At 70.8% G+C, this 20,903-nt stretch carries 18 protein-coding genes and 1 other RNA gene; all 19 read right to left on the bottom strand.

Annotated features, from left to right (window positions below; genetic code table 11):
- Positions 1-1,043, bottom strand: a 1,043-nt coding sequence (gene ftsZ, locus EBE87_RS20340) for a cell division protein FtsZ (protein WP_122140111.1), incomplete at its 3' end; no start/stop codon positions are given.
- A 70-nt stretch (positions 1,044-1,113) separates the two neighbouring features.
- Positions 1,114-2,400 carry a cell division protein FtsA gene (gene ftsA / locus EBE87_RS20345; protein WP_120641109.1) on the bottom strand — a complete coding sequence of 429 codons (1,287 nt, stop codon included), beginning with the start codon at positions 2,398-2,400 and terminating at the stop codon, positions 1,114-1,116.
- Positions 2,397-3,302: a cell division protein FtsQ/DivIB gene (locus EBE87_RS20350; protein WP_233560117.1), complete on the bottom strand. Its 906-nt coding sequence runs from the start codon at positions 3,300-3,302 to the stop codon at positions 2,397-2,399. The genes ftsA and EBE87_RS20350 overlap by 4 nt, the downstream gene beginning before the upstream one ends.
- Positions 3,292-4,203: a D-alanine--D-alanine ligase gene (locus EBE87_RS20355; protein WP_120640492.1), complete on the bottom strand. Its 912-nt coding sequence runs from the start codon at positions 4,201-4,203 to the stop codon at positions 3,292-3,294. The genes EBE87_RS20350 and EBE87_RS20355 overlap by 11 nt, the downstream gene beginning before the upstream one ends.
- The gene (gene murB / locus EBE87_RS20360; protein ID WP_120640498.1) at positions 4,200-5,096 is read right to left on the bottom strand and encodes a UDP-N-acetylmuramate dehydrogenase; all 897 of its coding nucleotides are present in this window, start codon (positions 5,094-5,096) and stop codon (positions 4,200-4,202) included. Before murB ends, EBE87_RS20355 begins: the two co-directional genes overlap by 4 nt.
- 8 nt (positions 5,097-5,104) lie before the next feature.
- Positions 5,105-6,538 (bottom strand): UDP-N-acetylmuramate--L-alanine ligase, encoded by a 1,434-nt coding sequence (gene murC / locus EBE87_RS20365; RefSeq protein ID WP_120640493.1) that lies wholly within the window; start codon positions 6,536-6,538, stop codon positions 5,105-5,107.
- 7 nt (positions 6,539-6,545) lie between these two features.
- Positions 6,546-7,655 carry an undecaprenyldiphospho-muramoylpentapeptide beta-N-acetylglucosaminyltransferase gene (gene murG, locus EBE87_RS20370; protein WP_120640494.1) on the bottom strand — a complete coding sequence of 370 codons (1,110 nt, stop codon included), beginning with the start codon at positions 7,653-7,655 and terminating at the stop codon, positions 6,546-6,548.
- Positions 7,652-8,779, bottom strand: a complete 1,128-nt coding sequence (locus EBE87_RS20375; RefSeq protein ID WP_199707857.1) for an FtsW/RodA/SpoVE family cell cycle protein — start codon at positions 8,777-8,779, stop codon at positions 7,652-7,654. The genes murG and EBE87_RS20375 overlap by 4 nt, the downstream gene beginning before the upstream one ends.
- The gene (gene murD, locus EBE87_RS20380; RefSeq protein ID WP_120640496.1) at positions 8,779-10,152 is read right to left on the bottom strand and encodes a UDP-N-acetylmuramoyl-L-alanine--D-glutamate ligase; all 1,374 of its coding nucleotides are present in this window, start codon (positions 10,150-10,152) and stop codon (positions 8,779-8,781) included. The genes EBE87_RS20375 and murD overlap by 1 nt, the downstream gene beginning before the upstream one ends.
- Entirely contained in the window at positions 10,152-11,240 is a 1,089-nt protein-coding gene (mraY, locus tag EBE87_RS20385; protein WP_120640497.1) for a phospho-N-acetylmuramoyl-pentapeptide-transferase, read from the bottom strand. Before mraY ends, murD begins: the two co-directional genes overlap by 1 nt.
- Entirely contained in the window at positions 11,237-12,607 is a 1,371-nt protein-coding gene (locus tag EBE87_RS20390) for a UDP-N-acetylmuramoyl-tripeptide--D-alanyl-D-alanine ligase (protein ID WP_122140071.1), read from the bottom strand. Before EBE87_RS20390 ends, mraY begins: the two co-directional genes overlap by 4 nt.
- Complete coding sequence (locus EBE87_RS20395) at positions 12,604-14,055, bottom strand: UDP-N-acetylmuramoyl-L-alanyl-D-glutamate--2,6-diaminopimelate ligase (RefSeq protein ID WP_120641243.1); 1,452 nt, start codon at positions 14,053-14,055, stop codon at positions 12,604-12,606. The genes EBE87_RS20390 and EBE87_RS20395 overlap by 4 nt, the downstream gene beginning before the upstream one ends.
- Before the next feature lie 4 nt (positions 14,056-14,059).
- A complete protein-coding gene (locus EBE87_RS20400) occupies positions 14,060-16,144 on the bottom strand; it encodes a peptidoglycan D,D-transpeptidase FtsI family protein (RefSeq protein WP_122140070.1) in 2,085 nt (694 codons plus the stop codon).
- 5 nt (positions 16,145-16,149) lie between these two features.
- Positions 16,150-17,022 (bottom strand): cell division protein FtsL, encoded by an 873-nt coding sequence (gene ftsL / locus EBE87_RS20405; RefSeq protein ID WP_122140069.1) that lies wholly within the window; start codon positions 17,020-17,022, stop codon positions 16,150-16,152.
- Positions 17,007-17,957, bottom strand: coding sequence for a 16S rRNA (cytosine(1402)-N(4))-methyltransferase RsmH (gene rsmH, locus EBE87_RS20410; protein ID WP_120640483.1), 951 nt, complete (start codon positions 17,955-17,957; stop codon positions 17,007-17,009). Before rsmH ends, ftsL begins: the two co-directional genes overlap by 16 nt.
- On the bottom strand, positions 17,954-18,424 hold the full coding sequence (gene mraZ, locus EBE87_RS20415) for a division/cell wall cluster transcriptional repressor MraZ (RefSeq protein ID WP_120640482.1): 471 nt from the start codon (positions 18,422-18,424) through the stop codon (positions 17,954-17,956). The genes rsmH and mraZ overlap by 4 nt, the downstream gene beginning before the upstream one ends.
- Before the next feature lie 285 nt (positions 18,425-18,709).
- Positions 18,710-19,127, bottom strand: an RNA gene (rnpB, locus tag EBE87_RS20420) — RNase P RNA component class A.
- Positions 19,128-19,190: 63 nt separating this feature from the next.
- On the bottom strand, positions 19,191-19,940 hold the full coding sequence (locus EBE87_RS20425; protein ID WP_456316297.1) for an N-acetylmuramoyl-L-alanine amidase: 750 nt from the start codon (positions 19,938-19,940) through the stop codon (positions 19,191-19,193).
- Positions 19,941-19,959: 19 nt separating this feature from the next.
- Entirely contained in the window at positions 19,960-20,730 is a 771-nt protein-coding gene (locus EBE87_RS20430; protein ID WP_120640481.1) for a TerB family tellurite resistance protein, read from the bottom strand.
- Positions 20,731-20,903: the final 173 nt, after the last annotated feature.

Raw genomic sequence — 20,903 nt, forward strand, 5'->3', positions numbered from 1 at the left:
GAGACGGCGTTCACCGGCCCGGCGCCACCCATGGCCACCAGCTTCGGACGCTCGGCCGCCGGCTGCTCCTGAATGGCGTCTATTGCGGCGGCGACCACCGAGACGCGGAGGCGGCCATTCATGTCCTCGTCGACCGAGGAGCCGAAGATGATGTTGGCATCTTCGTCCACTTCGCTGCGGATGCGGTTGGCCGCGGCATCCACCTCGAACAGCGTCATGTCGTAGCCGCCGGTGATGTTGATCAGCACGCCCTTGGCGCCGAGCATGGAGGTATCCTCCAGCAGCGGGTTGCTGATCGCGGCCTCGGCCGCCTTCACCGCGCGGTCCTCGCCCTCGCCCTCGCCGGTGCCCATCATCGCCTTGCCCATCTCCGCCATCACGGTGCGGATGTCGGCGAAGTCGAGGTTCACCAGGCCCGGGTTGACCATCAGGTCAGTGACGCCGCGCACGCCCATGTAGAGCACGTCGTCCGCCATCTTGAAGGCTTCGGCGAACGTGGTGCGCTCGTTCGCCTTGCGGAAGAGATTCTGGTTCGGAATGACGATCAGCGTGTCCACATAGGACTGCAGATCCTCCAGGCCGACCTCGGCGGAGCGGCGGCGCTTCGGGCCTTCGAAGTCGAAGGGCTTCGTCACCACGCCCACCGTCAGGATGCCACGCTCACGCGCCATGCGCGCGATGACCGGCGCCGCGCCGGTGCCCGTGCCGCCGCCCATGCCCGCGGTGATGAACACCATGTGCATGCCTTCGAGGTGCCGCGCCAGGTCCTCGGTCGCTTCCTCGGCCGCCGCGCGGCCGATTTCCGGCTTTGCGCCCGCGCCCAGGCCCTGCGTCAGGTGCGGGCCGAGCTGCACGCGGCGTTCCGCGCGGCTGTGCACGAGCGCCTGCGCGTCGGTATTCGCCACCAGGAACTCGACGCCGTCGAGGCCCATGGCGATCATGTTGTTCACGGCGTTGCAGCCCGCGCCGCCAACACCGACGACGGTGATTCGCGGACTGAAATCCGTGTGCTGCTGGCGCGGGATGGTCAGGTTCAGCGTCATGACAGCATGTCTCCTTGGGCGTGGCCAGCGGCGTTGTTCGGGCGGTGAATCGGCGCGCGTTCAGAATGCATCAGACGCGGTCGCGAAGCCAGTTGACGAAGCGAATAAATCGACCGTTTCCGCGTTCCGGAGCAGGATCCAGATCAAGCAACGGACGGCCCTCGCCAGCACCCCAGTGCAACAGCCCCAGGGTAGTGGCGAAATCAGGACCAAGTGCGGAATCCGGCAGACCCGGCACGGGTTGCGGCCTGCCGATCCGCACGGGTTTATCGAGGATGCGCGCGGCAAGATCGCGCACGCCAACCAATTGGCTGGCGCCGCCGGTCAAGACCACGCGCGCACCCGATTCACTGCCAACCAGCGCGCTCTCCAGCCGGTCGCGCACCAGTTCCAGGGTTTCTTCCAGCCGCGGCCTGATGATGCCGACCATGTGGGCGCGCGAAACCTGCACCAGATGGTCGTCATCCTCGCCGACCTGCGGCACGGACAGCATTTCCTTCTGGTCGTTGCCGCCTTCCATGCAGGAGCCATGCAGCGTCTTCATGCGCTCCGCATGCCCTAGAGGCGTGGCGAGGCCGCGCGCCAGATCGTTGGTCACCTGCCAGCCACCCACCGGAAGCTGTGCCGTGTGCAGCAGGTAGCCGTCGCCATAGACGGCGATATTGGTGGTGCCGCCGCCCATGTCGATGACAGTGGCGCCAAGCTGCTTCTCATCCTCGACAAGAACGGAGAGTGCTGCGGCGAAGGGCGCGCTCACCAGCTCCTCCACCTCCAGGTCGCAGCCGGCGAGGCAGAGGCCGAGGTTGCGCAGCGCCGCGGAAGCCCCATCCACCAGATGCAGCTTCACGCCGAGCAGCTCGCACATCATGCCGCGCGGATCTTCGACGCCTGGCGTGGAATCGATGGTGAAGCCGAGCGTGGCGGCATGCACCGTCTCGCGCCCTTCCTCCTGCGAGCGGCGGCGGCCTTCGCTCAGCACCGCGCGCAGGTCAGCTTCCGTGACGGCACGGCCGCCGATCGGCCATTGCAGGTTCATCACGCGCGAGGAAGGCTGGCCGCAGGAGAGGTTGACGATAGCGCCCGAGAGCTTCAGGTCCGCCATCTCCTCCGCCTGCGCGACAGCCGCGCGGATGGAATGCTCGGCTTCCTGCAGGTCGACGATATTGCCGCCCTTGACGCCGCGCGCGCGCTGCCAGCCATAGCCGAGCACGCGCGGCCTGCCGTCGCTTTCCACCTTGCCGATCAGGCAGACCACCTTGGAGCTGCCGATATCCAGCACACCATATGGCCCGCTGCGCGCGCGCTTGCGCTTCAGCGGTTGTGTCTCGGCGGCGGAAAGGCGGGTGATGCGGTTCATCCGCGGCCTCGTCCGCGCGGACTGGTGGCGGGCTGCTCGGGCTGCGGGTGCTGGCGCACCACCAGCCGGTCCGGCAGCCGCATGTCGATGGCGACAACAGGCCGGTCCAGCAGCGACTGTGCCTTCTGCAACTCGGCCAGCCGCGCGATGGCGGCATCCTCATGCCCCTCGGGCAGCAGGATATCGGTGCCGTTGTGCAGCCGCAGGTTCCAGCGCCGCTGGCTGACATAGATCAGCGCCTGGGTGCGGGCGAGCACCTCCGGCGCCTTCTTCAACTCATCGTAGACGGCGGCGCCGTTCTTGTGCGCGCCTTCGCCCACCAGCAGCGGCAGCGGGCCGAAGGCATCCAGCGTATCGGCGGAGACCACGCGGCCCTCGCGGTCCACCACCGCGAAGTCGTTGTTGTGCTGCCAGATGGCGAAGGGCCGCCGCTCATGCACCACCACCAGGATGTTGCCGGAGAGGTTGCGCTGCACCTCCGCGCTCTCGATCCAGGCAATGCTTTCCAGCCGCTGCCGCGCCGCTTCCGGCGAGAAGGCCAGCAGCGGGTCGCCGTTGCGGATGCCGATGGCGGCGCGGATCAGTTCCTTGGGCGTGTTCTGCTGCCCGCGCACCACGATCTCCTGCACCGTCAGCCCGAAGCCGGCGCCGATCTCGGCGACGCCTTCGTTCAGCCAGGAGAAGCGGCCGGCGGGTTCCAGCGCCGCGAGGCTGACGCCGCAGACCGCCGCGATGCTGAGCGCGCCGAGGCCGAACAGCGCCGGGCGCAGCAGCGGCCGGCGGCGGCGCAGCCAGAGGCGCAGGCTGCTGGGGCGCTGCGGCGCGGGCGCACGGGGGCGGGTGCCCTCGGCGGCCAGGCGCGAGCGCGGCGCGCCGCGCATCGATGCAGGGTTACGGGCCATGGCGAGCTTCCTGCACCATCCATGCGCACAAATCGGAAAAGCCGATGCCGCGATAGGCGGCCTGCTCGGGCACCAGGCTCGTACGGGTCATGCCAGGCTGTGTGTTGACTTCCAGCAGCACAACGCGGCCGGTGGAGTCATCATATCGCAGATCGGCCCGCGATACGCCACGACAACCCAGCGCATCATGCGCAGAACGTGCGATGCGCATCGCCTCCCGCGCCACATCCTCCGGCACCTGCGCCGGAATGGTGTGCCGGCTGCCGCCATCGGCGTATTTGGCGTCGTAGTCGTAGAAGGCATGGCCGGTGCCGATCTCGGTCACCGCCAGCGCATCCTCGCCCATCACGGCCACGGTCAGCTCCCGGCCGGGGATGTATTCCTCGGCCATGATCTGCGGCCCGAAGCGCCAGTTGCGCGCCACCTCGGCGCGGCGGTTGTCGCCCTCGCGCAGGATCTCGACGCCGACGGAGGAACCTTCGTTCAGCGGCTTCACCACATAGGGGCGGGGCAGGGGGTCGGCGGCTTCAAGCTGCTCGGCCGTGACGACGCGGTGCTCGGCCAGCGGCAGGCCGGCAGCGGCGAAGACCGCCTTGGCCGCGTGCTTGTCCATCGCGACGGAGGAAGCCCGCACGCCGGAATGCGTGTAAGGAATCTTAAGCCAGTCCAGCACGCCCTGGATGCAGCCATCCTCGCCGAAGGGACCGTGCAGGGCGTTGAAGACCGCGTCCGGCTTCTCGCGCTGCAAGGTGGCGATCAGCGCGGAAAGATCCTGCGTCACCTCCACCGGCAGCACCTCGAAGCCGGCGTCGCGCAGGGCCGCGATGACCTGGGCGCCCGTGGCCAGCGAAACCTCGCGCTCCGAGGAAAAGCCGCCATGCAGAACCGCGATGCGCTTCACGACAAAGCCTCCCCGATCCGCTTGATCTCCCAGTCCAGCGTGATGCCGGACATGTCGCGCACCTTTTCGCGCACATCCTCGCCCAGCCCTTCCAGATCGGCGGCCGTGGCCTCGCCCAGGTTGAGCAGGAAGTTGCAGTGCTTCTCCGAGATCTGCGCGCCGCCGCGCTTCAGCCCGCGGCAGCCGGCGGCATCGATCAGCGCCCAGGCCTTGCGGCCCGCCGGGTTCTTGAAGGTGGAGCCGCCGGTGCGGGCGCGCACGGGCTGGGTTTCCTCGCGCGCGGCGCGGATGGTGCGCATCTGCTCGGCGATGGCGTCCTTGTCGCCCGGCTTCGCATGGAAGCGCGCACGCACCACCACGCCGCCTTCCGGCAGCGCGGCGCGGCGATAGGCAAAGCCGAGTTCCGCCGCCGAAAGTCGCAGCAGGCCGGCGGGCGTCGCAATCTCGGCCCAGTCCAGCACGTCCTTCACCTCGGCGCCGTAGGCACCGGCATTCATGGCGACGGCGCCGCCGATGCTGCCGGGAATGCCGGACAGAAAGGCGAGGCCATCGAGACCCGCTTCCGCCGCATGTTCCGCTACCGTCGCATCCAGCGCCGCGGCACCGGCGACGATGCCATCGGCTTCCACCACGATCTCGGAAAAGCCACGTGCCAGCTTCAGCACGATTCCGCGCACGCCGCCGTCCCGCACCAGCAGGTTGGAGGCGGCGCCGATGGTGATCAGCGGCATGTCGCGCGGCTTGTCGCGCAGCAGCAGCAGCAGGTCGTCCACATCGGCCGGGCGCACCAGCCACTCGGCCGGGCCGCCGACGCGGAACCAGGTGGTGGCGGCCAGCGGCGCATCCTGCTGCACGCGGCCGCGCAGCGGGGGAAGGGTCGGGTTTTCCGCCATGCCGGGCTTCACCGCTTCCCCCCGGCGACGCGCGGGCGCGGCTGCAGTTCCATCAGCTTCTCGGGCAGGGCTGCGGCCCAGGTGGTGATATTGCCGGCGCCGAGGCAGACGACGTAGTCGCCCGGCTTGGCGATGGCATTGATCATCTCCGGCAGGCTGTCCGGCCCGGGCAGCGGCACGACGCTGCGATGGCCGTGGGAGCGCAGCCCGTCCACCAGCGCGTCGCGGTCGAAGCCCTCGATCTTCTGCTCACCGGCGGCGTAGACATCCGCGACAATGACGGTGCCGGCATCGTTCATGCACTGGCAGAAGTCCTCGAACAACTGCTTCAGCCGCGAATAGCGGTGCGGCTGCACCACCGCGATCACGTCCCGCGCGCCCGCCTGCCGCGCCGCCTTCAGCACGGCGGCGATCTCCACCGGGTGGTGGCCGTAATCGTCGATCACCTGGATGCCATTGGCCTCGCCCACGCGGGTGAAGCGGCGCTTCACGCCCTTGAAGCCGGCCAGCGCCGAGCGGATGGTGCCTTCGTCGATATCCATCTCAATGCCGACGGCGATGGCGGCCAGGGCGTTCTGCACATTGTGCTGGCCCAGCATCGGCAGGCGCATCGGCTTCAACTGGCGGGTGCGGCCGGTGTTGCGGTCATGCACCGTCACCTCGAAGGTCGCGCCCATGCGGTCGGTGATCAGGCGCTCCGCCCGCACATCGGCCTGCTGCGAGAAGCCGTAGGTGATCAGGCGGCGATCGATCGAGGGGATCATCGCCTGCACATTCGGGTGGTCCGCGCAGAGCACTGCGAAACCGTAGAAGGGGATATTGCCGACGAACTGGGCATAGCCCTGCTTCATCGCTTCCTCGGTGCCCCAGTGGTCCAGGTGCTCCGGGTCCATGTTGGTGACGACGGCGGCGACAGCCGGCAGGCGCAGGAAGGAGCCGTCGCTCTCATCCGCCTCCACCACCATCCATTCGCCCTCGCCCAGGCGGGTATTGGTGCCATAGGCGTTGATGATGCCGCCGTTGATCACGGTCGGGTCCAGCTTCGCCGCTTCCAGCACGGTGGCGACCAGCGATGTCGTGGTAGTTTTGCCATGGGTGCCGCCGATGGCGATGCCCCACTTCAGCCGCATCAGCTCCGCCAGCATCTCCGCGCGGCGCACCACCGGAATGAGGCGGGAACGGGCGGCCACCACTTCCGGGTTGTCGCGCTTCACGGCGGTGGAGGTCACGATCACCTGCGCCGTGCCCAGATTGGCGGCGTCATGGCCGATCATCACATTGATGCCGGCCTCGCGCAGCCGGTCGATGTTGTAGCCTTCGGCGATGTCGCTGCCCTGCACCACGTAGCCGAGGTTGTGCAGCACCTCGGCGATGCCGGACATGCCTATGCCGCCGATACCGACGAAGTGGATGGGCCCGATATTCAGCGGCAACGCGCGCATGGCAGTTCTATTCCTGAAAACCGCGCGCCGCGGCGCGGGAGAGTACGAGATCGGCCAGTGTAGCGGCGGCTTGCGGTGCCGCCAGTGCGGCGGCCGCGGCGGCGGCACGCGCCAGTGCATCCGGTGTTTCCAGCAGGTCCTGCAAAGCCTTGGCCAGGGCGGCCGGCGTGAAGTCCCGCTGCGGCACCACCTGCGCCGCGCCGGCATCGGCCAGGGCGCGGGCATTGGCGGATTGGTGGTCGTCGATGGCGCCGGGCAGCGGCACCAGCAGGCTGGGCCGCCCGGCGCAGGCCAGTTCCGCCACGGTGGAAGCGCCCGCGCGGGCGATCACCAGATGCGCGGTGGAATACAGCCCGGCCACATCGCCGAAGAAGGGCGAAAGCTCCGCCGGGACATGCAGTTCCTCATAGGCGGCGCGGACGCGCGGCAGGTCTTCCGTGCGGCATTGCTGCACGACCGAGAGCCGCTGCCGCAGCGCCGCCGGCAGTTCCGCAATGGCGGCCGGCACCACATCGGAAAAGATGCGGGCGCCGAGGCTGCCGCCCAGCACCAGCAGCCGCACCGAACCCTGCGGCTGGATGAAACCCTGGCCCGCCAGCGCCGCGACCGCCGGCCGCACCGGATTGCCGACCGGCACGCGGTTCGCGCCCTCCGGCACGCGCTGGGTATTGGCGATGGCCAGCGCCAGCGCATCGGCCCCGCGCGAGAGCAGGCGGTTGGCGCGGCCGAGCACCGCGTTCTGTTCATGCAGGATGGTGGCCGGGCGCTGGCCGCCCAGCATGCGCGCCGCCAGCAGCGGCGGCACGGAAGGATAGCCGCCGAAGCCCACCACCGCCTGCGGCTTCAGGCGCAGCAGCAGCCCGCGCGCCTGCATGGTGCCAGCCACCAGCGCCGCGGCGCCCTTGGCGGCGCGCAGCATGCCGCGCCCGGCGAGGCCCGCGCCCTGCAGCACGAAGCGTTCCGTATTGGCGAAGACGGCGCTGCCGTAATCGGCGCTGCGGGCATCGGTCATCAGCGCGATGCGGTGGCCACGGCGCAGCAGTTCCGCCGCCAGGGCCTCGGCGGGGAAGAAATGCCCGCCGGTGCCACCGGCGGCGATGACGATGGGGCGCGTCATTCCTCGTCCTGCGCGGCGCGCGAGATGCGGCGCCGCGTCAATGCCAGCAGCATGCCCGCGCCCAGCGCCACCGCGACGACGGAGGAGCCGCCGTAGGAGATGAAGGGCAGCGTCATGCCCTTGGTCGGGATCAGGTGCAGCGCCGAGGCCATGTTGATGAAGGCCTGCAGCCCGAACTGCGTCAGCAGCCCGGTGGCGCCGAGGATGATGAACATGTCGCGCTCGCCCAGCAGCCGCAGCAGCCCGCGCAGCACGATGAAGCCGAAGACGCCGAGGATCAGCAGGCAGATCATCATGCCGAACTCCTCGCCCGCGACGGCATAGACGAAGTCGGCATGGGCGTCGGGCAGCATGGCCTTCAGCCGGCCCTCGCCGGGGCCCACACCCAGCAGGCCGCCATGGCCGAAGGCCTCCATGGCCACCGTCACCTGGTAGGTGTCGCCGGAAGCGGGGTCGAGGAAGCGGTTCAGGCGGTCCCGGAAGTGCGGCATGGTGAAATAGGCGCCGACCGCGCCCAGCACGCCCACCACGCCGCAGCCCGCCACCAGGAAGATGTTGATCCCGACGACGAAAAGCTGCGCGAAGAAGACCGAGGCCACCACCATCAGCATGCCCATGTCCGGCTGCTTGGCCAGGGTGCCGACGATCATGAAGAACAGCACGCCCACGGCGGCATAGGCGCGCCAGCCGTAGTTGCGCCCTTCCGCCAGCAGCCAGGCGGCGACCACCGCAAAGCAGGGCTTCATGAATTCGGAAGGCTGGATGGTCAGGCCCGGCAGGTGCAGCCAGCGCCGCGCGCCCTTGATCTCTACGCCGACGGAAAGCGTCGCCATGGTCATCAGCAGCGCGCCGATGCAGCCCAGCAGCGCCAGGCGCCGCACCAGCTTCACCGGCATCACCGAGATCGACACCATCACCGCCGTGGCGGCGGCCAGGAAGAAGACCTGCTTCAGGATGAACATGTCGCGCGAAGAGGCGCCGATGCGCTCCGCCACGCCCGGGGATGCCGCCAGCAGCATCACATAGCCGAAGCCGACCAGCGACAGCAGCGCCGCCAGGGTCCAGCGGTCCACCGTCCACCACCAGCGGCCCAGAACGGAAGTGTCGGCGCGGGAGAGAGCCATCACACGGTTTCCATCAAGCTGGCGACCTGGGCGCGGAAGGCATCGCCGCGCGCATCGAAGCCGGAGAACTGGTCGAAGCTGGCGCAGGCGGGCGAGAGCAGCACCACCGGCGTATTCGTCGCGCGCGCGGCGGCGAGGGCGGCGGGCACCGCGGCCTCCAGCGTGCCGGCGATCTCATGCGCCACGCCGCCAGCCGCGAGGGTGGCGGCGAAATCCTCCGCCGCCTCGCCGATCAGCACGGCATGGGCGATGCGCGGAAACAGCGGCGCCAGCGGCGCGATGCCGCCCGCCTTGGGCACGCCGCCCGCGATCAGCACCACGCGGTCGTAGCTGGCCAGCGCGCGTTCGGTGCTGTCGGCATTGGTGGCCTTGCTGTCATTGACGAAAGCGATGCCGTCGATCGTGCCCACCGCTTCCTGCCGGTGCGGCAGGCCGGGGAAATCGGCGATGCCGGCGACGATCTCCTCCCGCGTCAGGCCGAGATGCAGCGCCACGGCGGTGGCGGCGGCGGCATTCTGCGCGTTGTGGCTGCCGGGCAGGGCGGGGGCGGTGCCGAGGTCGGTGATCAGCCCGTCGTCGCTGCGCAGCGCGCGCTCCTCGGCCCAGATGCCACCGGACTGCCGCGCCTGGCCGGAGATCCGCACCACCTTGCCGGCGCGGCCGGCGGCGAAATGCGGGCCCCATTCATCGTCCATGCCGACCACGGCGAGGCTCGTGCGGTCCTGCCGGTCGAAGACATGCATCTTGGCGGCCGCATAGCCGTCCATGCCGCCATGCCGGTCCAGGTGGTCCGGCGAAAGGTTGAGCTGCACCGCCACGTCGAAGCGCAACTCCTGCATCCGCTCCAGCATGTAGCTGGACATCTCCAGCACATAGAGGCCGTCGTCGCCCAGCAGCGGCAGGCCCAGCGCGGCGGGGCCGAGATTGCCGCCCACCGCCACCTCGCGCCCGGCGCGGGCGAGCAGGTGGTGGATCAGCGCCGTGGTGGTGGATTTCCCATTGGTGCCGGTGATGCCGATGAAGCGCGCGGCGCTGCCGCTGGCCCGCACGGCGCGGAACAGCAGCTCGGCATCGCAGATCACGGGCACATTGGCCCGGGCCGCGGCAGCGGCGGCCGGATGCACGCGCGGCAGGATGTGCGGAATGCCAGGAGACAGCAGCAGCGCGTCGAAGGGGAAGCGCGGCACCTCGGCCGGGTTGCCCACCGGCAGGCCGGCGGCGGTGGCGGCCTCGCGCGCCGCCTCGCCATCGTCCCAGCACAGGATCTCGGCGCCCCATTCCACCAGCCGGCGCGCGGAAGGCAGCCCGGCACGGCCGAGGCCCACCACGGCGAAACGCTGTCCGGCGAAGGGGAGGAAAGGGGCGGTGCTCATCAGCGGATCTTCAGCGTCGAGAGGCCGACCAGCGCCAGGATCATGGCGATGATCCAGAAGCGGATCACGATGGTGGGCTCGGCCCAGCCCTTCTTCTCGAAATGGTGGTGCAGCGGCGCCATCAGGAAGACCCGGCGGCCGGTGCGCTTGAACCAGAAGACCTGGATGATGACGGAGACCGTCTCCACCACGAAAAGCCCGCCGACGATGGCCAGCACGATCTCATGCTTGGTGGCGACCGCCACGGCACCCAGCGCGCCGCCGAGCGCGAGGGAGCCGGTATCGCCCATGAAGACGGCGGCCGGCGGCGCGTTGAACCACAGGAAGCCGAGGCCCGCGCCGATCAGCGCGGAAAGAAACACCGCCAGTTCCGCCGTGCCCGGCACGCCGTTGAGCTGCAGGTAGTCGGCGAAGACGCGGTTGCCGACGAGATAGGCGATCAGCCCGAAGACGGCGGCGGCCAGCAGCACCGGCACCGTGGCCAGGCCATCCAGGCCATCCGTCAGGTTCACGGCATTGGAGGCGCCCATCATCACCAGCATCGCCACGACCGGGAAGAGGATGCTGAAGTTCAGCATCGTGTCCTTCAGGAAGGGGATGCTGAGCTTGAAGGCCATGCCGCTGGGCTGCAGCGAGGTGATCCAGATGGCCGCGATCAGCCCCACGCCCGCCTGCACCACCAGCTTCATGGTGCCGGAAACACCCTTGGTGTTGCGCTTGGTGACCTTCAGCCAGTCGTCCCAGAAGCCCAGGGCGCCATAGCTCAGCGTCACCAGCAGCACGGCCCAGACGAAGCCGTTGCGCAGGTCCGCCCAGAGCAGCGTGGCCGGCACCAGCCCGGCCAGCATCAGCACGCCGCCCATGGTGGGCGTGCCCTTCTTGGTCAGAAGGTGGCCTTCCGGCCCATCGGTGCGGATGGGCTGGCCGCCGTTCTGGAAGGAGCGCAGCCAGCGGATGATGGCATTGCCGAAGAACAGGCTGATGAACAGCGCCGTCATGCAGGCCGCGCCGGAGCGGAAGGTGACGTAGCGGAACAGGTTGAAAAGGATGAAGCCCTCGGAGAAAGGCGAGAGCAGATTGTAGATCACGAGTGCGCCCCTTCGGACTTCAGGGCGCCGACCACCGCCGCCATGCGGGTGCCGAGCGAACCTTTAACCAACACAACATCGCCCGGACGCACGGCCGCCCGCACCAGCGGGGCAAGTTCCTCGCTGGTGGGGGCATGGGCGCCGCGCAGGGCTTCTGGCAGGCGGTCGTATAGACCACGCATCAAGGGACCGCAGCAAAAGACGAGGTCGGCATTGCCCGCCACATCGGGGAGCAGACCTTCGTGCAGCGCAGGGCCGAAATCGCCAAGCTCCCGCATATCGCCCAGCACGGCGATGCGCCGCGTGGCCTCCTGCGTGCCCAGCACGGCGAGCGCGGCGCGCATGGCGGGGGGCTGGCCGTTATAGCTTTCGTCCAGCAGCAGCGCCTCGCCGCCCGGCAGCGCCAGGGCGACGCGGGCACCGCGGCCGGCGCCGGGGCGGAAGCTGTCCAGCGCCGCGGCGAAGCGGGCGGGGTCGGCGCCCAAGGCCGTCCCGGCCGCCAGCGCCGCCAGGGCATTGACCACCAGGTGCCGCCCCGGCGCGCCGATGGAGAGCGTCAGGTGCTGCCCATGCAGCATGACCTCGGCGGTGGAGGAGAGCGGGCCGCAATCGGCCGAGAGCAGCCGGGCATCCGCCGCCGCGTGCTCGCCGAAGCCGGTGACGCTGGCGCCGGCGGCGCGGGCACGCTCCGCCAGCATGGGGAAGAAGTCGCTGTCGCGCGGCAGCACGGCGACGCCGCCGGCGGAAAGCCCTTCCAGGATATCCGCCTTCTCCGCCGCGATCTCCTCCAGCGAGCCGAGATGGCCGATATGGGCGGCGCCGATCTGGGTGATGACCACCACATGCGGCCGGGCCAGCCGGGCCAGGGGCGCGATCTCGCCCCGGTGGTTCATGCCGATTTCCAGCACGCCATAGGCGGCCTCGCGCGGCATGCGGGCGAGGGTCAGCGGCAGGCCCCAGTGGTTGTTGTAGCTGGCCACGGCGGCATGGGTGACGCCGAAGGCCGAAAGCCCGTGCCGCAGCATGTCCTTGGTGGTGGTCTTGCCGACGCTGCCGGTGATGGCCGCGATGCGCGCGGCACTGCGCGCCCGCCCGGCGGCACCCAGCGCGGCGAGGCCGGCCAGTGTGTCGTCCACCCGCAGCAGCGGCCCGCCCGCCACGTCGCGGTCCACCATGGCGGCGGCCGCGCCGTTGGTGAAGGCGGCGGGGACGAAGTCATGCCCGTCCCGCGCATCGCGCAGCGCCACGAAGAGGTCGCCCGGCTGCACGGCGCGGCTGTCGATGGCCACGCCGGTGACGGCGGCCTCGCCCTCCAGCGCGCCGCCGGTGGCGGCGCGCAGCTCGGCGGCGGTCCAGAGCGGGCTCACGCGGCCTGGCCCAGGATCCGGCGCACCGTCTCCACATCGTCGAAGGGCAGGGTGGTGGTGCCGATGGTCTGGCCGCTCTCATGGCCCTTGCCAGCCACGGCCAGCACGTCGCCCGGCGCCAGGCCCTCGATGGCATGGGCGATGGCGGCGGCGCGGTCGCCGACATCCTCGCCCTGGCTCATGCCGGCGCGCACGGCGGCGCGGATGGCGGCGGGGTCCTCGGTGCGCGGGTTGTCATCGGTCACGACGGCATGGTCGGCGAGGCGGGAGGCCACCTCGCCCATCAGCGGGCGCTTGCCGGGGTCGCGGTCGCCGCCGGCGCCGAAGACCACATGCAGCCGGCCGGTGGCATGCGGGCGCAGCGCCTTCAGCAGCCGCTCCAGCGCATCCGGGGTATGGGCGTAATCGACATAGACGGCGGCGCCATTGGGCAGGCGCGCCGCCAGTTCCATCCGCCCGCGCACGCCGGAGAGCTTCGGCAGCAGCGCCAGCACCTGGTCGGCGGGCAGGCCGGTGGCCACGGCCAGGGCGGCGGCCATCATCACGTTATCGGCCTGGAAGCGGCCGGGCAGGGGCAGCGAGACCTCGGCGCGGCGACCGAAGGCATCCAGCACCAGCACCTGCCCCTCGGGCAGCGCCTCCTGGCGCAGCAGGCGGATAGCCTCGCCCTGCTCGCCCACCGTGTGCAGGCGCAGGCCGCGCCGGGCCGCGATGCCGCGCAGCTGCGCCAGCACCCCGGCATCCATGTCGGCGCTGGCCACGGCACCGGCGCCGGGCTCCAGCAGCGTGTCGAACAGCCGCAGCTTGGCGGAAGCATAGCCCGCCATGTCGCCATGGTAGTCCAGGTGGTCTCGCGTCAGGTTGGAGAAGCCGGCGGCGGCAACGCGCAGCCCGTCCAGCCGCCGCTGCTCCAGCCCGTGGGAGGAAGCCTCCAGCGCCGCATGGGTCACGCGCCCGCGGGCGAGTTCCGCCAGCGTTTCGTGCAGCTTCACCGGGTCCGGCGTGGTCAGCGACGGCGTCTCGGGGAAGTCCGGCGCCCGCAGCCCCAGTGTGCCGAGGGAGGCGGCGCGCTTGCCTGCCAGCGTCCAGATCTGGCGCAGGAAATCCACCGTGCTGGTCTTGCCGTTGGTGCCGGTCATGGCGACCACGGTGGCGGGCTGCAGCCCGTAGAAGCCGGCGGCCAGTTGCGCCAGGGCGCGGCGGGCATCGGCGGAGGTCAGCATGGGGCGGGGTGGCACGCCGGCGGGCCAGTCGGTGCCTTCCGGCGCCAGCACGGCGCCGGCGCCGCGCGCCACCGCATCGGCGATGAAGGCACGGCCATCGGAGCGCGTGCCGGGCAGGGCCGCGAAGAGGTAGCCCGGCCGCACGGCACGGCTGTCCGCCGTCAGGCCCAGGATATCGGGCGTGGCGGCTGCTTGCAGCAGGTGGAGGCCGGGCGCGTGGCGCATGAGGTCAGCGAGGCGCAAGGTTCGGGCTCGCCGCCACCGGGGTGGTGGCCGAGGTCAGGCGCAGCGGCACCGGCGGCGCCAGGCTGCCCGGCGCGGGGGCCAGCGGCAGGACGCGCGGGGAGGGGGAGGGCAGCTGCAGGGTCTGCGCGGGCGTGGAGGGGCGCACCGGCGGCGCCACGCGCGGCGGCGTCGCGGCCCGGGTGCTGCTGGCCGGGGAGGCGGCCGGCGCGCGCGGCGCCGTATTGGCCACCGGGGAGCCGGGCGCGCTGGGCGTGCCGCGCGGCTGCAGCGGGATGGAGGTCGCGGCCACCAGCGCCGGGTTGTTCGGGTCTTCCGGCACCAGCCCCAGGACGGGCGCGATGCGGCTGAGCACCGTATGCGCCGCCGGCGCCGCCACCCAGCCCGCCGTGGCATAGCCGTGCGAGGCCTTGGTGCCCTGCGGATTGTCCACCATCACGTACAGCGCGTAGCGCGGCGCGTAGGTGGGGAAGGCGCCCACGAAGGCGGCGATGCGCTGGTTCATCAGGTAGCCGCCGTGTGGCCCGGTCTTCTGCGCCGTGCCGGTCTTGCCGCCCAGGAAGTAGCCCGGCACTTCCGCGAACTTGGCGGAGCCGTCGGTCACCACCAGGCGCATCAGCCTGCGGATGATGCTGCTGGTCTGCTCGCTGACGACGCGCCGGCCCGGCCGCTCCACGCCCGGCGGCTGCGCCAGCAGCGTCGGCTCATGCAGCACGCCGCCATTGGCGATGGCGGAGATGCCGGTGATGACATGCATCGGCGTCACGCTGATGCCGTGGCCGTAGGAGATCGTGACCATGCTGATCTCCTTCCAGGCGCTGGCGGGAGGCACCAGCGGCAGCGCCTTTTCCGGCACCTCCAGGCTGATGCGGGACAGCATGCCGACGCTCTTGAGGAATTCCCGCTGCCGCTCCGGCCCAAAGGTCATGGCCATGTGGGCGGCGCCGAGGTTGGACGAATAGGCCAGCACCTCGGGGAAGGAGAGCCAGCGGTTCTTGCCCTTGTAGTCCGTGATGGTGAAGCGGCCGTAGCGCAGCGGCCGGCTGGCGTCGAAGCGGCTGCTCCAGACATTGGAGGTGCCGTATTCCAGCGCCGCCGCCGCCGTCAGCAGCTTGAAGGTCGAGCCCGGCTCGTACACGCCCACCGTGGCGCGGTTGAAACGCTGGTCGGGCGTCGCCTCGCCGATGTCGTTGGCGTCGTAATCGGGCAGGGACACCATGCCGAGCACCTCGGCCGTGTTGATGTCCAGCACCACGCCGGCGCCGCCGATGCCGTTGAAGCTGGTGATGGCCTCATGCACCGCGTCGCGCAGCGCCAGCTGCACGCGGATATCCAGCGACAGCCGCAGCGGCTTGCCCAGCTCGGTGCGCAGCCGCTCGTCGAAGCTGCGCTCGATGCCCGCGATGCCCTTGCCGTCCACGTCCACGTTGCCGAGCACATGCACGCCGGCGCGGCCCTGCGGGTAGTAGCGGCGCTCCGCATGCTCGAAATCGACGCCGGCGATGCCGAGGTTGATGATGCCCTGCTGCTCCCGCGGCGTCAGGCTGCGGGTGATGTAGACGAAGCCCTTGTCGCCGGAGATGCGCTCGATCAGCTTCTCCCGGTCCAGCTGCGGCAGCACGCTGCGCAGCTTGTCCGCCACTTCCGCCGGATTGTGCAGCACGCGCGGGTTGGCGGTCAGCGCCGTGATCGGCAGCGACATCGCCAGCATCTCGCCATTGCGGTCCGTGATGGGCGCGCGGCTGGCCGGATGCTCGGCCGGCGGCGCGATGGCGCGCAGCGCCGCCTGCAGCCGAACCGGCTCGGCCGGGTCCAGGATCGTCGCGGCGGTCAGCTTCAGCGCCACCGCCAGGAACAGCGCGCCGAAGCCCAGCGCCGTCACCACCAGCCGCCCGCGGCTCTTCTCCAGATGCGCGCGGCGCAGCAGGTCCGGCTGCACGGCGCGCCCGGCGGCGGGCCGCTGGCCGGCGCGGAGGTCGATCACCTCGTCATGCGGCAGCATCGCCGGCTGGCGCAGATGGCCGCCGCGGGAAGGCACGGAATTCGGGGAAGGCGGAGGCAGGTCGTGCATGGCGGTCAGCGCACAGGCACAGGCACGGGCAGCGGAACTGGCGGCGCCAGGGTGCCGCGCGCGGCCATGCCGAGGGAGGAGCCGCCGGCGGCCACGGGCGCGCTGATGCTGCCGCCGGTGCCGGGCTGCGGCAGGGGGGAGGCATTGGCGCTGCCGATGGGCAGGTGGATCGCCTGGCGCAGCAGGCCGGGGCGCGGCGACTCGGCCACCACCCGCTCACGCGGCGCTTCGCGCGGCGTCTCGCGCAGGGCCACGGTCTCGGCGCGCGGGGTGGGCACCGGGGCCGGCGGGCGGCGGCGCGGCTCCTCGGCGCGGGCCACGGCCACCGGCTGGCGGGCGGGCTCGACGCGGGCCGGTTCAGCACGGGCAGGCTCGGCGCGCACCGGCTCGGGCCGCGCGTGCTCAACCTGGGGCGCCGGGGCGCTGCGGGCGGCGACGCGCACCGGCGGCGCGGCAGGCTCCGGCGCCTCGGCGGCCGGCGTGGCGGCGGCAACGGTTGTGGCGGGCTTGGTGGGGGCGGTGATCGGCTTGGCCTCGGCCACCGCCGTCTCGCCCGTGGAGCCGAAGAGGTTCACAGGCCCGGAAAAGGCCACCGCCACCGGCAACCGCCCGCCCAGGTCGGCCAGCCGGATGAACTGGGCCGGGGTCATGGTCTCCAGCGGCAGGTACTTCTGGGCCACCTGGCGCAGCCGCTCCGGCTCGTTCAGCAGGGCCCACTCGGCCCTCAGCACCTGGGTGCGGTCGCGGGCCTGCTCGATGCGCCGGGTCAGGTCGCGCAGCTCGCGGTCCAGCTGCCGGGCCGAGTCCTCGGCGCGGTACACGTTCCAGCCCACGACGCAGAAAGCCGTGATGGCGATAATGGTCAGGGGGCGGAACATGGAGCCTCCTCAATCTTCTCAATGGCCCGCAGCCGGGCAGAACGGGCACGCGGGTTGGCCGATGTCTCGGCCTCCCCGGGACGCAGGGCGTTGTTCACCACCAGCCGGAAGGGCGCCGCCTTCCGTTGATGGTCACCGGCCACGGGCAGGTGGCGGGAAACTCCGGGGGCGCGGCCGGCGGCCTGCTGCATGAAGCGCTTCACCAGCCGGTCTTCCAGCGAGTGGAAGGCCACCACCACCAGCCGCCCGCCGGGCGCCAGCAGCGAGGCTGCGGCAGCGAGGCCGCGCTCCACTTCGCCCAGCTCGTCGTTCACCTTCAGGCGCAGCGCCTGGAAGGAGCGGGTGGCGCTGTCCTGGCCGGATGGGTCGCGCGGCATGCAGGAATGGATGATGCGCACCAGCTGCGAGGTGGTCTCGATCGGCGCTTCCTTGCGGGCGGCCACGATCGTGCGGGCGATGCGGCGGGAATGCCGCTCCTCGCCCAGCTGCCACAGGATATCGGCCAGCTCGGCTTCCGGCAGGCGGTTCACCAGATCGGCCGCCGATGGGCCGGCCTTCTCCATCCGCATGTCCAGCGGGCCGTCGAAGCGGAAGGAGAAGCCGCGCTCCGCCTGGTCGATCTGGAAGGAAGAGATGCCGAGGTCCAGCACCACGCCATCCAGGGCGCTGACGCCCTGCTCGCGCATCAGCTCCACCATCTCGCCGAAGCGGCCCTGCACCAGGTGCAGCCGGCCCGGGAAGCGCGCGGCCACGGCGCCGCCGCGGGCAATGGCGTCCGGGTCGCGGTCGATCGCGTGCAGGGTGCAGGCGGCGGCGGAGAGGATGGCGGAGGCATAGCCGCCGCCGCCGAAGGTGCCGTCCAGGTAGATGCCGCCGTCGCGCGGGGCGAGGGTATCCAGCACTTCCTGGAGCATGACAGGAATATGGCCGCTCATGCCGAGCCTCCCGGTATTGCGCCGGGTGCGCGCATGGTCAGGCCCCGCTCGCGGGCGCGGGCACGGGCTTCTTCGGTGTAACGCTTGGCTGCCCCCGGCTCCCAGATCTGGAAGATCTTGCCGAGGCCGACGAAGGAGATCGACTCGCCCAGGCCGGCATGGGCGATCAGTTCCTCGGGCAGCATGATGCGGCCCTCGCCATCCGGACGGGTCGGGAAGGCATCGGCGAAGAGCGCCGCCGCCATGTCGTCGCCCGCGTCGGAAAACACATCGAACTGATCCATGCTGCCGGCCATCGCTTCAAAGGCGGGCATGGGCCAGGCTTCCAGGCAGGGCGCCCGGTGAGAGGGGCGGAGCACGATCTCGTCGGTTCCGAGACGCGCCAATTCGGCGCGGAACGGAGCAGGGACGGAAGTCCGCCCCTTCCGGTCCAGCCGATTGGTATGTGTCCCCATGAACCGGGCCATCTGTCGCCGCCAATCCCCCTTCGCGGCATGCCTTGCGGCACAGCTAGACCGGGAAGCGGCCGGTGAGGTCCCCCGACCTCACCGGCTCACCCGACCATCCCGGTCCCGATCCTCAGCCCCCCCGAGCTCATGGATCGTTCATGGGATGGCATGGGATATCACGGGTTGTAACCGGGCGGCAAGCGCTAAACCCGGTGTGGACGGATCGTGAATATACATTAAATCAATAGGTTGAAGCTGATGCTTCACCAGCAACCTGACAAATGATGTGAACTGTGGCTGAGGTGCGTCAGACGGCCTGTAAGCCGGGTTCTGTCCACCCGCCGGATGCGACTCCGGCAGGATAGGCGACCATTCCTCTGGGACTCGGCTTGCACCGAGCCTCTCGCGGCCAACCCGGGGAACGGGGCGGAAAAAGCCCCTGCGGTCGGTGCCCTTTCAGGCCATCCCGCCGGTTCCCCCTATTCGGCCTTGCTCCCGGTGGGGTTTACCCTGCCGCCCCTGTCGCCAGGGGCGCGGTGCGCTCTTACCGCACCGTTTCACCCTTGCCCCCGGGGCCGAAGCCACGCGGGCGGTTTGTTTTCTGTGGCACTGTCCCTGGGGTTGCCCCCGCCGGTCGTTGACCGGCACCGCATTTCCGTGGAGCCCGGACTTTCCTCCAGCAGGGGATCGCTCCCCCACCAGCGGTCGCCCGGCCGTCTGACGCCGGGGTCAAGTGCGCCGCATACCGTGGAAAGTCAATCGCTAAGCGACCGATTCGCGTGCTTCAGCCGGCGAGGCTCGCCGGGCTGGCCGCAGCCTCGCTCAGCCGCAGCACCGCTTCCAGCCGGGCCAGGGTGCCCGAGTCGGCCTCACCATCCACGCGTTCCTGCCGGAAGCGGCGCTGGAAGGCGGTCAGGGCCAGGCGCGGGCGGGCGGGGTCGACAGGATAGCCGATTCGCGCCAGCAGTTCCGCCGCGCGCCCCATGCCGCCTTCCGGCCGGTCGGCGCCGCTGCCGTCCACGCCGCCGGGCCAGAAGCCGATGCCATTGGCGGCCAGCCCTTCCCAGTCGAACAGCTCGCCCGGGTCCTGCTTGCGGTCGGGGGCGATGTCGCTATGCGCCACCACGTTCTGCGGCGGAATCGGGTGGCGGCCGAGAATGTCGAGGCACAGGTCCGCCACCGCCGCCATCTGCAGGGCGGGGAAGGGGCGGTAGCCCCATTCATGGCCGGGATTGACGATCTCGATGCCGATGCTGCGGCCGTTCAGCGTGTCATGCCCGCGCCAGAAGGACACGCCCGCGTGCCAGGCCCGCCGCTCTTCCGGCACCAGGCGCCAGACCAGCCCGTCCTCCTCCACCAGGTAGTGGCAGGAGACGCGGGGCAGCGGCGCGGGCGGGTGGAGGTCGCACAGGCGCTCCAGCGCCTCCCTGGCCGTCTTCATGCCGGTGTAGTGCAGCACCAGCATGTCGATGGGCGTGCCGGCGGGGCGCTCATCGTGGTTCGGGCTCGGGCGTTCCCGGAAAGCAGGCATCATGGCAGCCATTGCCCCACGCTCACAGATTGCGCGCCCGCTTGATGCGGTCCCAGGCGGCATTGATCTCGGCCACCTTGCGGGTGGCGCCGCGCACCAGCTCCTCCGGCAGGCCGCGGGCGGCGAGGCTGTCGGGATGGTGCTCGCGCATCAGCTTGCGCCAGGCCTGGCGCACCTCGTCGTCGCTGGCGCCGGCGGGGACGCCGAGCACGGAATAAGGGTCCACGCCGATCGGCTCGGCGGTTCCCGGGAAGCTGCCCCCGGCGCGGCCGGCGCTGGCACGCTCACCGGCGGCCTCGTCCAGCCGGAAGGCGGTGCGCACCTTGGCCAGGAAGATGGCCTCGCCCCGCGTCATCGGCCCATCGGCGCGGGCGATGTGGTGCAGGGCGGCCAGCACCTCCTCCAGCATCTGCGGCTGGTCGGCGAAGGCCACGCCCATGCGGGTGGCGAAGGGCTCGAAGCCGCCCACCTCTTCCCGCGCGCGGTCGAAGAGCAGGCCGACATCGCGCATATTCTCGTCCGGGATGCGGAAGACGCGCTTGAAGGCGTCGATCTCGATCCGCTTCACCGGCCCGTCGCTCTTGGCCAGCTTGGCCGAGAGCACGATGACGCCGATGGAGAAAAGCTGTTCCTTGCTGCGGATATGCGCGGCCAGTTCCGGCCGCGGGTCCAGTTCCGGCGAGCGCGTGCCTTCCTCGGCCGCATGGCCCAGCGCCGCGCCCATGACGGCGCCAAAGGGCCCGCCCATCGCGAAGCCCGCCACGCCGCCGATGATCTTGCCCCAGAGGCTCAAGCCCAGGCCGCTCCCTGCTCAGATGCCATTCGCTTCAGCCCCCTACCATGTCGCATCGCCCCCTGCCATGCCGGGCTTGTGCCATGCGTCCCGCAAAGGCACGCCACGGGTTGCCGAAACGGGTTGCATGGCGGGCGGCCGGGCGCCACACCGGCACGACTGATACACTGGAG

The organism is Teichococcus wenyumeiae, from assembly GCF_003696345.1.
In the GTDB taxonomy this organism is placed as follows: Bacteria; Pseudomonadota; Alphaproteobacteria; order Acetobacterales; family Acetobacteraceae; genus Pseudoroseomonas; species Pseudoroseomonas wenyumeiae.

What these genes read in the sequence shown, in the direction of transcription:
- ftsA (WP_120641109.1), bottom strand. Translation starts at nt 2,400, where the DNA reads ATGAACCGCATCACCCGCCTTTCCGCCGCCGAGACACAACCGCTGAAG.
- EBE87_RS20350 (WP_233560117.1), bottom strand. Translation starts at nt 3,302, where the DNA reads ATGGCCCGTAACCCTGCATCGATGCGCGGCGCGCCGCGCTCGCGCCTG.
- murB (WP_120640498.1), bottom strand. Translation starts at nt 5,096, where the DNA reads ATGGCGGAAAACCCGACCCTTCCCCCGCTGCGCGGCCGCGTGCAGCAG.
- murC (WP_120640493.1), bottom strand. Translation starts at nt 6,538, where the DNA reads ATGCGCGCGTTGCCGCTGAATATCGGGCCCATCCACTTCGTCGGTATC.
- murG (WP_120640494.1), bottom strand. Translation starts at nt 7,655, where the DNA reads ATGACGCGCCCCATCGTCATCGCCGCCGGTGGCACCGGCGGGCATTTC.
- EBE87_RS20375 (WP_199707857.1), bottom strand. Translation starts at nt 8,779, where the DNA reads ATGGCTCTCTCCCGCGCCGACACTTCCGTTCTGGGCCGCTGGTGGTGG.
- murD (WP_120640496.1), bottom strand. Translation starts at nt 10,152, where the DNA reads ATGAGCACCGCCCCTTTCCTCCCCTTCGCCGGACAGCGTTTCGCCGTG.
- EBE87_RS20395 (WP_120641243.1), bottom strand. Translation starts at nt 14,055, where the DNA reads ATGCGCCACGCGCCCGGCCTCCACCTGCTGCAAGCAGCCGCCACGCCC.
- EBE87_RS20400 (WP_122140070.1), bottom strand. Translation starts at nt 16,144, where the DNA reads ATGCACGACCTGCCTCCGCCTTCCCCGAATTCCGTGCCTTCCCGCGGC.
- ftsL (WP_122140069.1), bottom strand. Translation starts at nt 17,022, where the DNA reads ATGTTCCGCCCCCTGACCATTATCGCCATCACGGCTTTCTGCGTCGTG.
- rsmH (WP_120640483.1), bottom strand. Translation starts at nt 17,957, where the DNA reads ATGAGCGGCCATATTCCTGTCATGCTCCAGGAAGTGCTGGATACCCTC.
- mraZ (WP_120640482.1), bottom strand. Translation starts at nt 18,424, where the DNA reads ATGGCCCGGTTCATGGGGACACATACCAATCGGCTGGACCGGAAGGGG.
- EBE87_RS20425 (WP_456316297.1), bottom strand. Translation starts at nt 19,940, where the DNA reads ATGATGCCTGCTTTCCGGGAACGCCCGAGCCCGAACCACGATGAGCGC.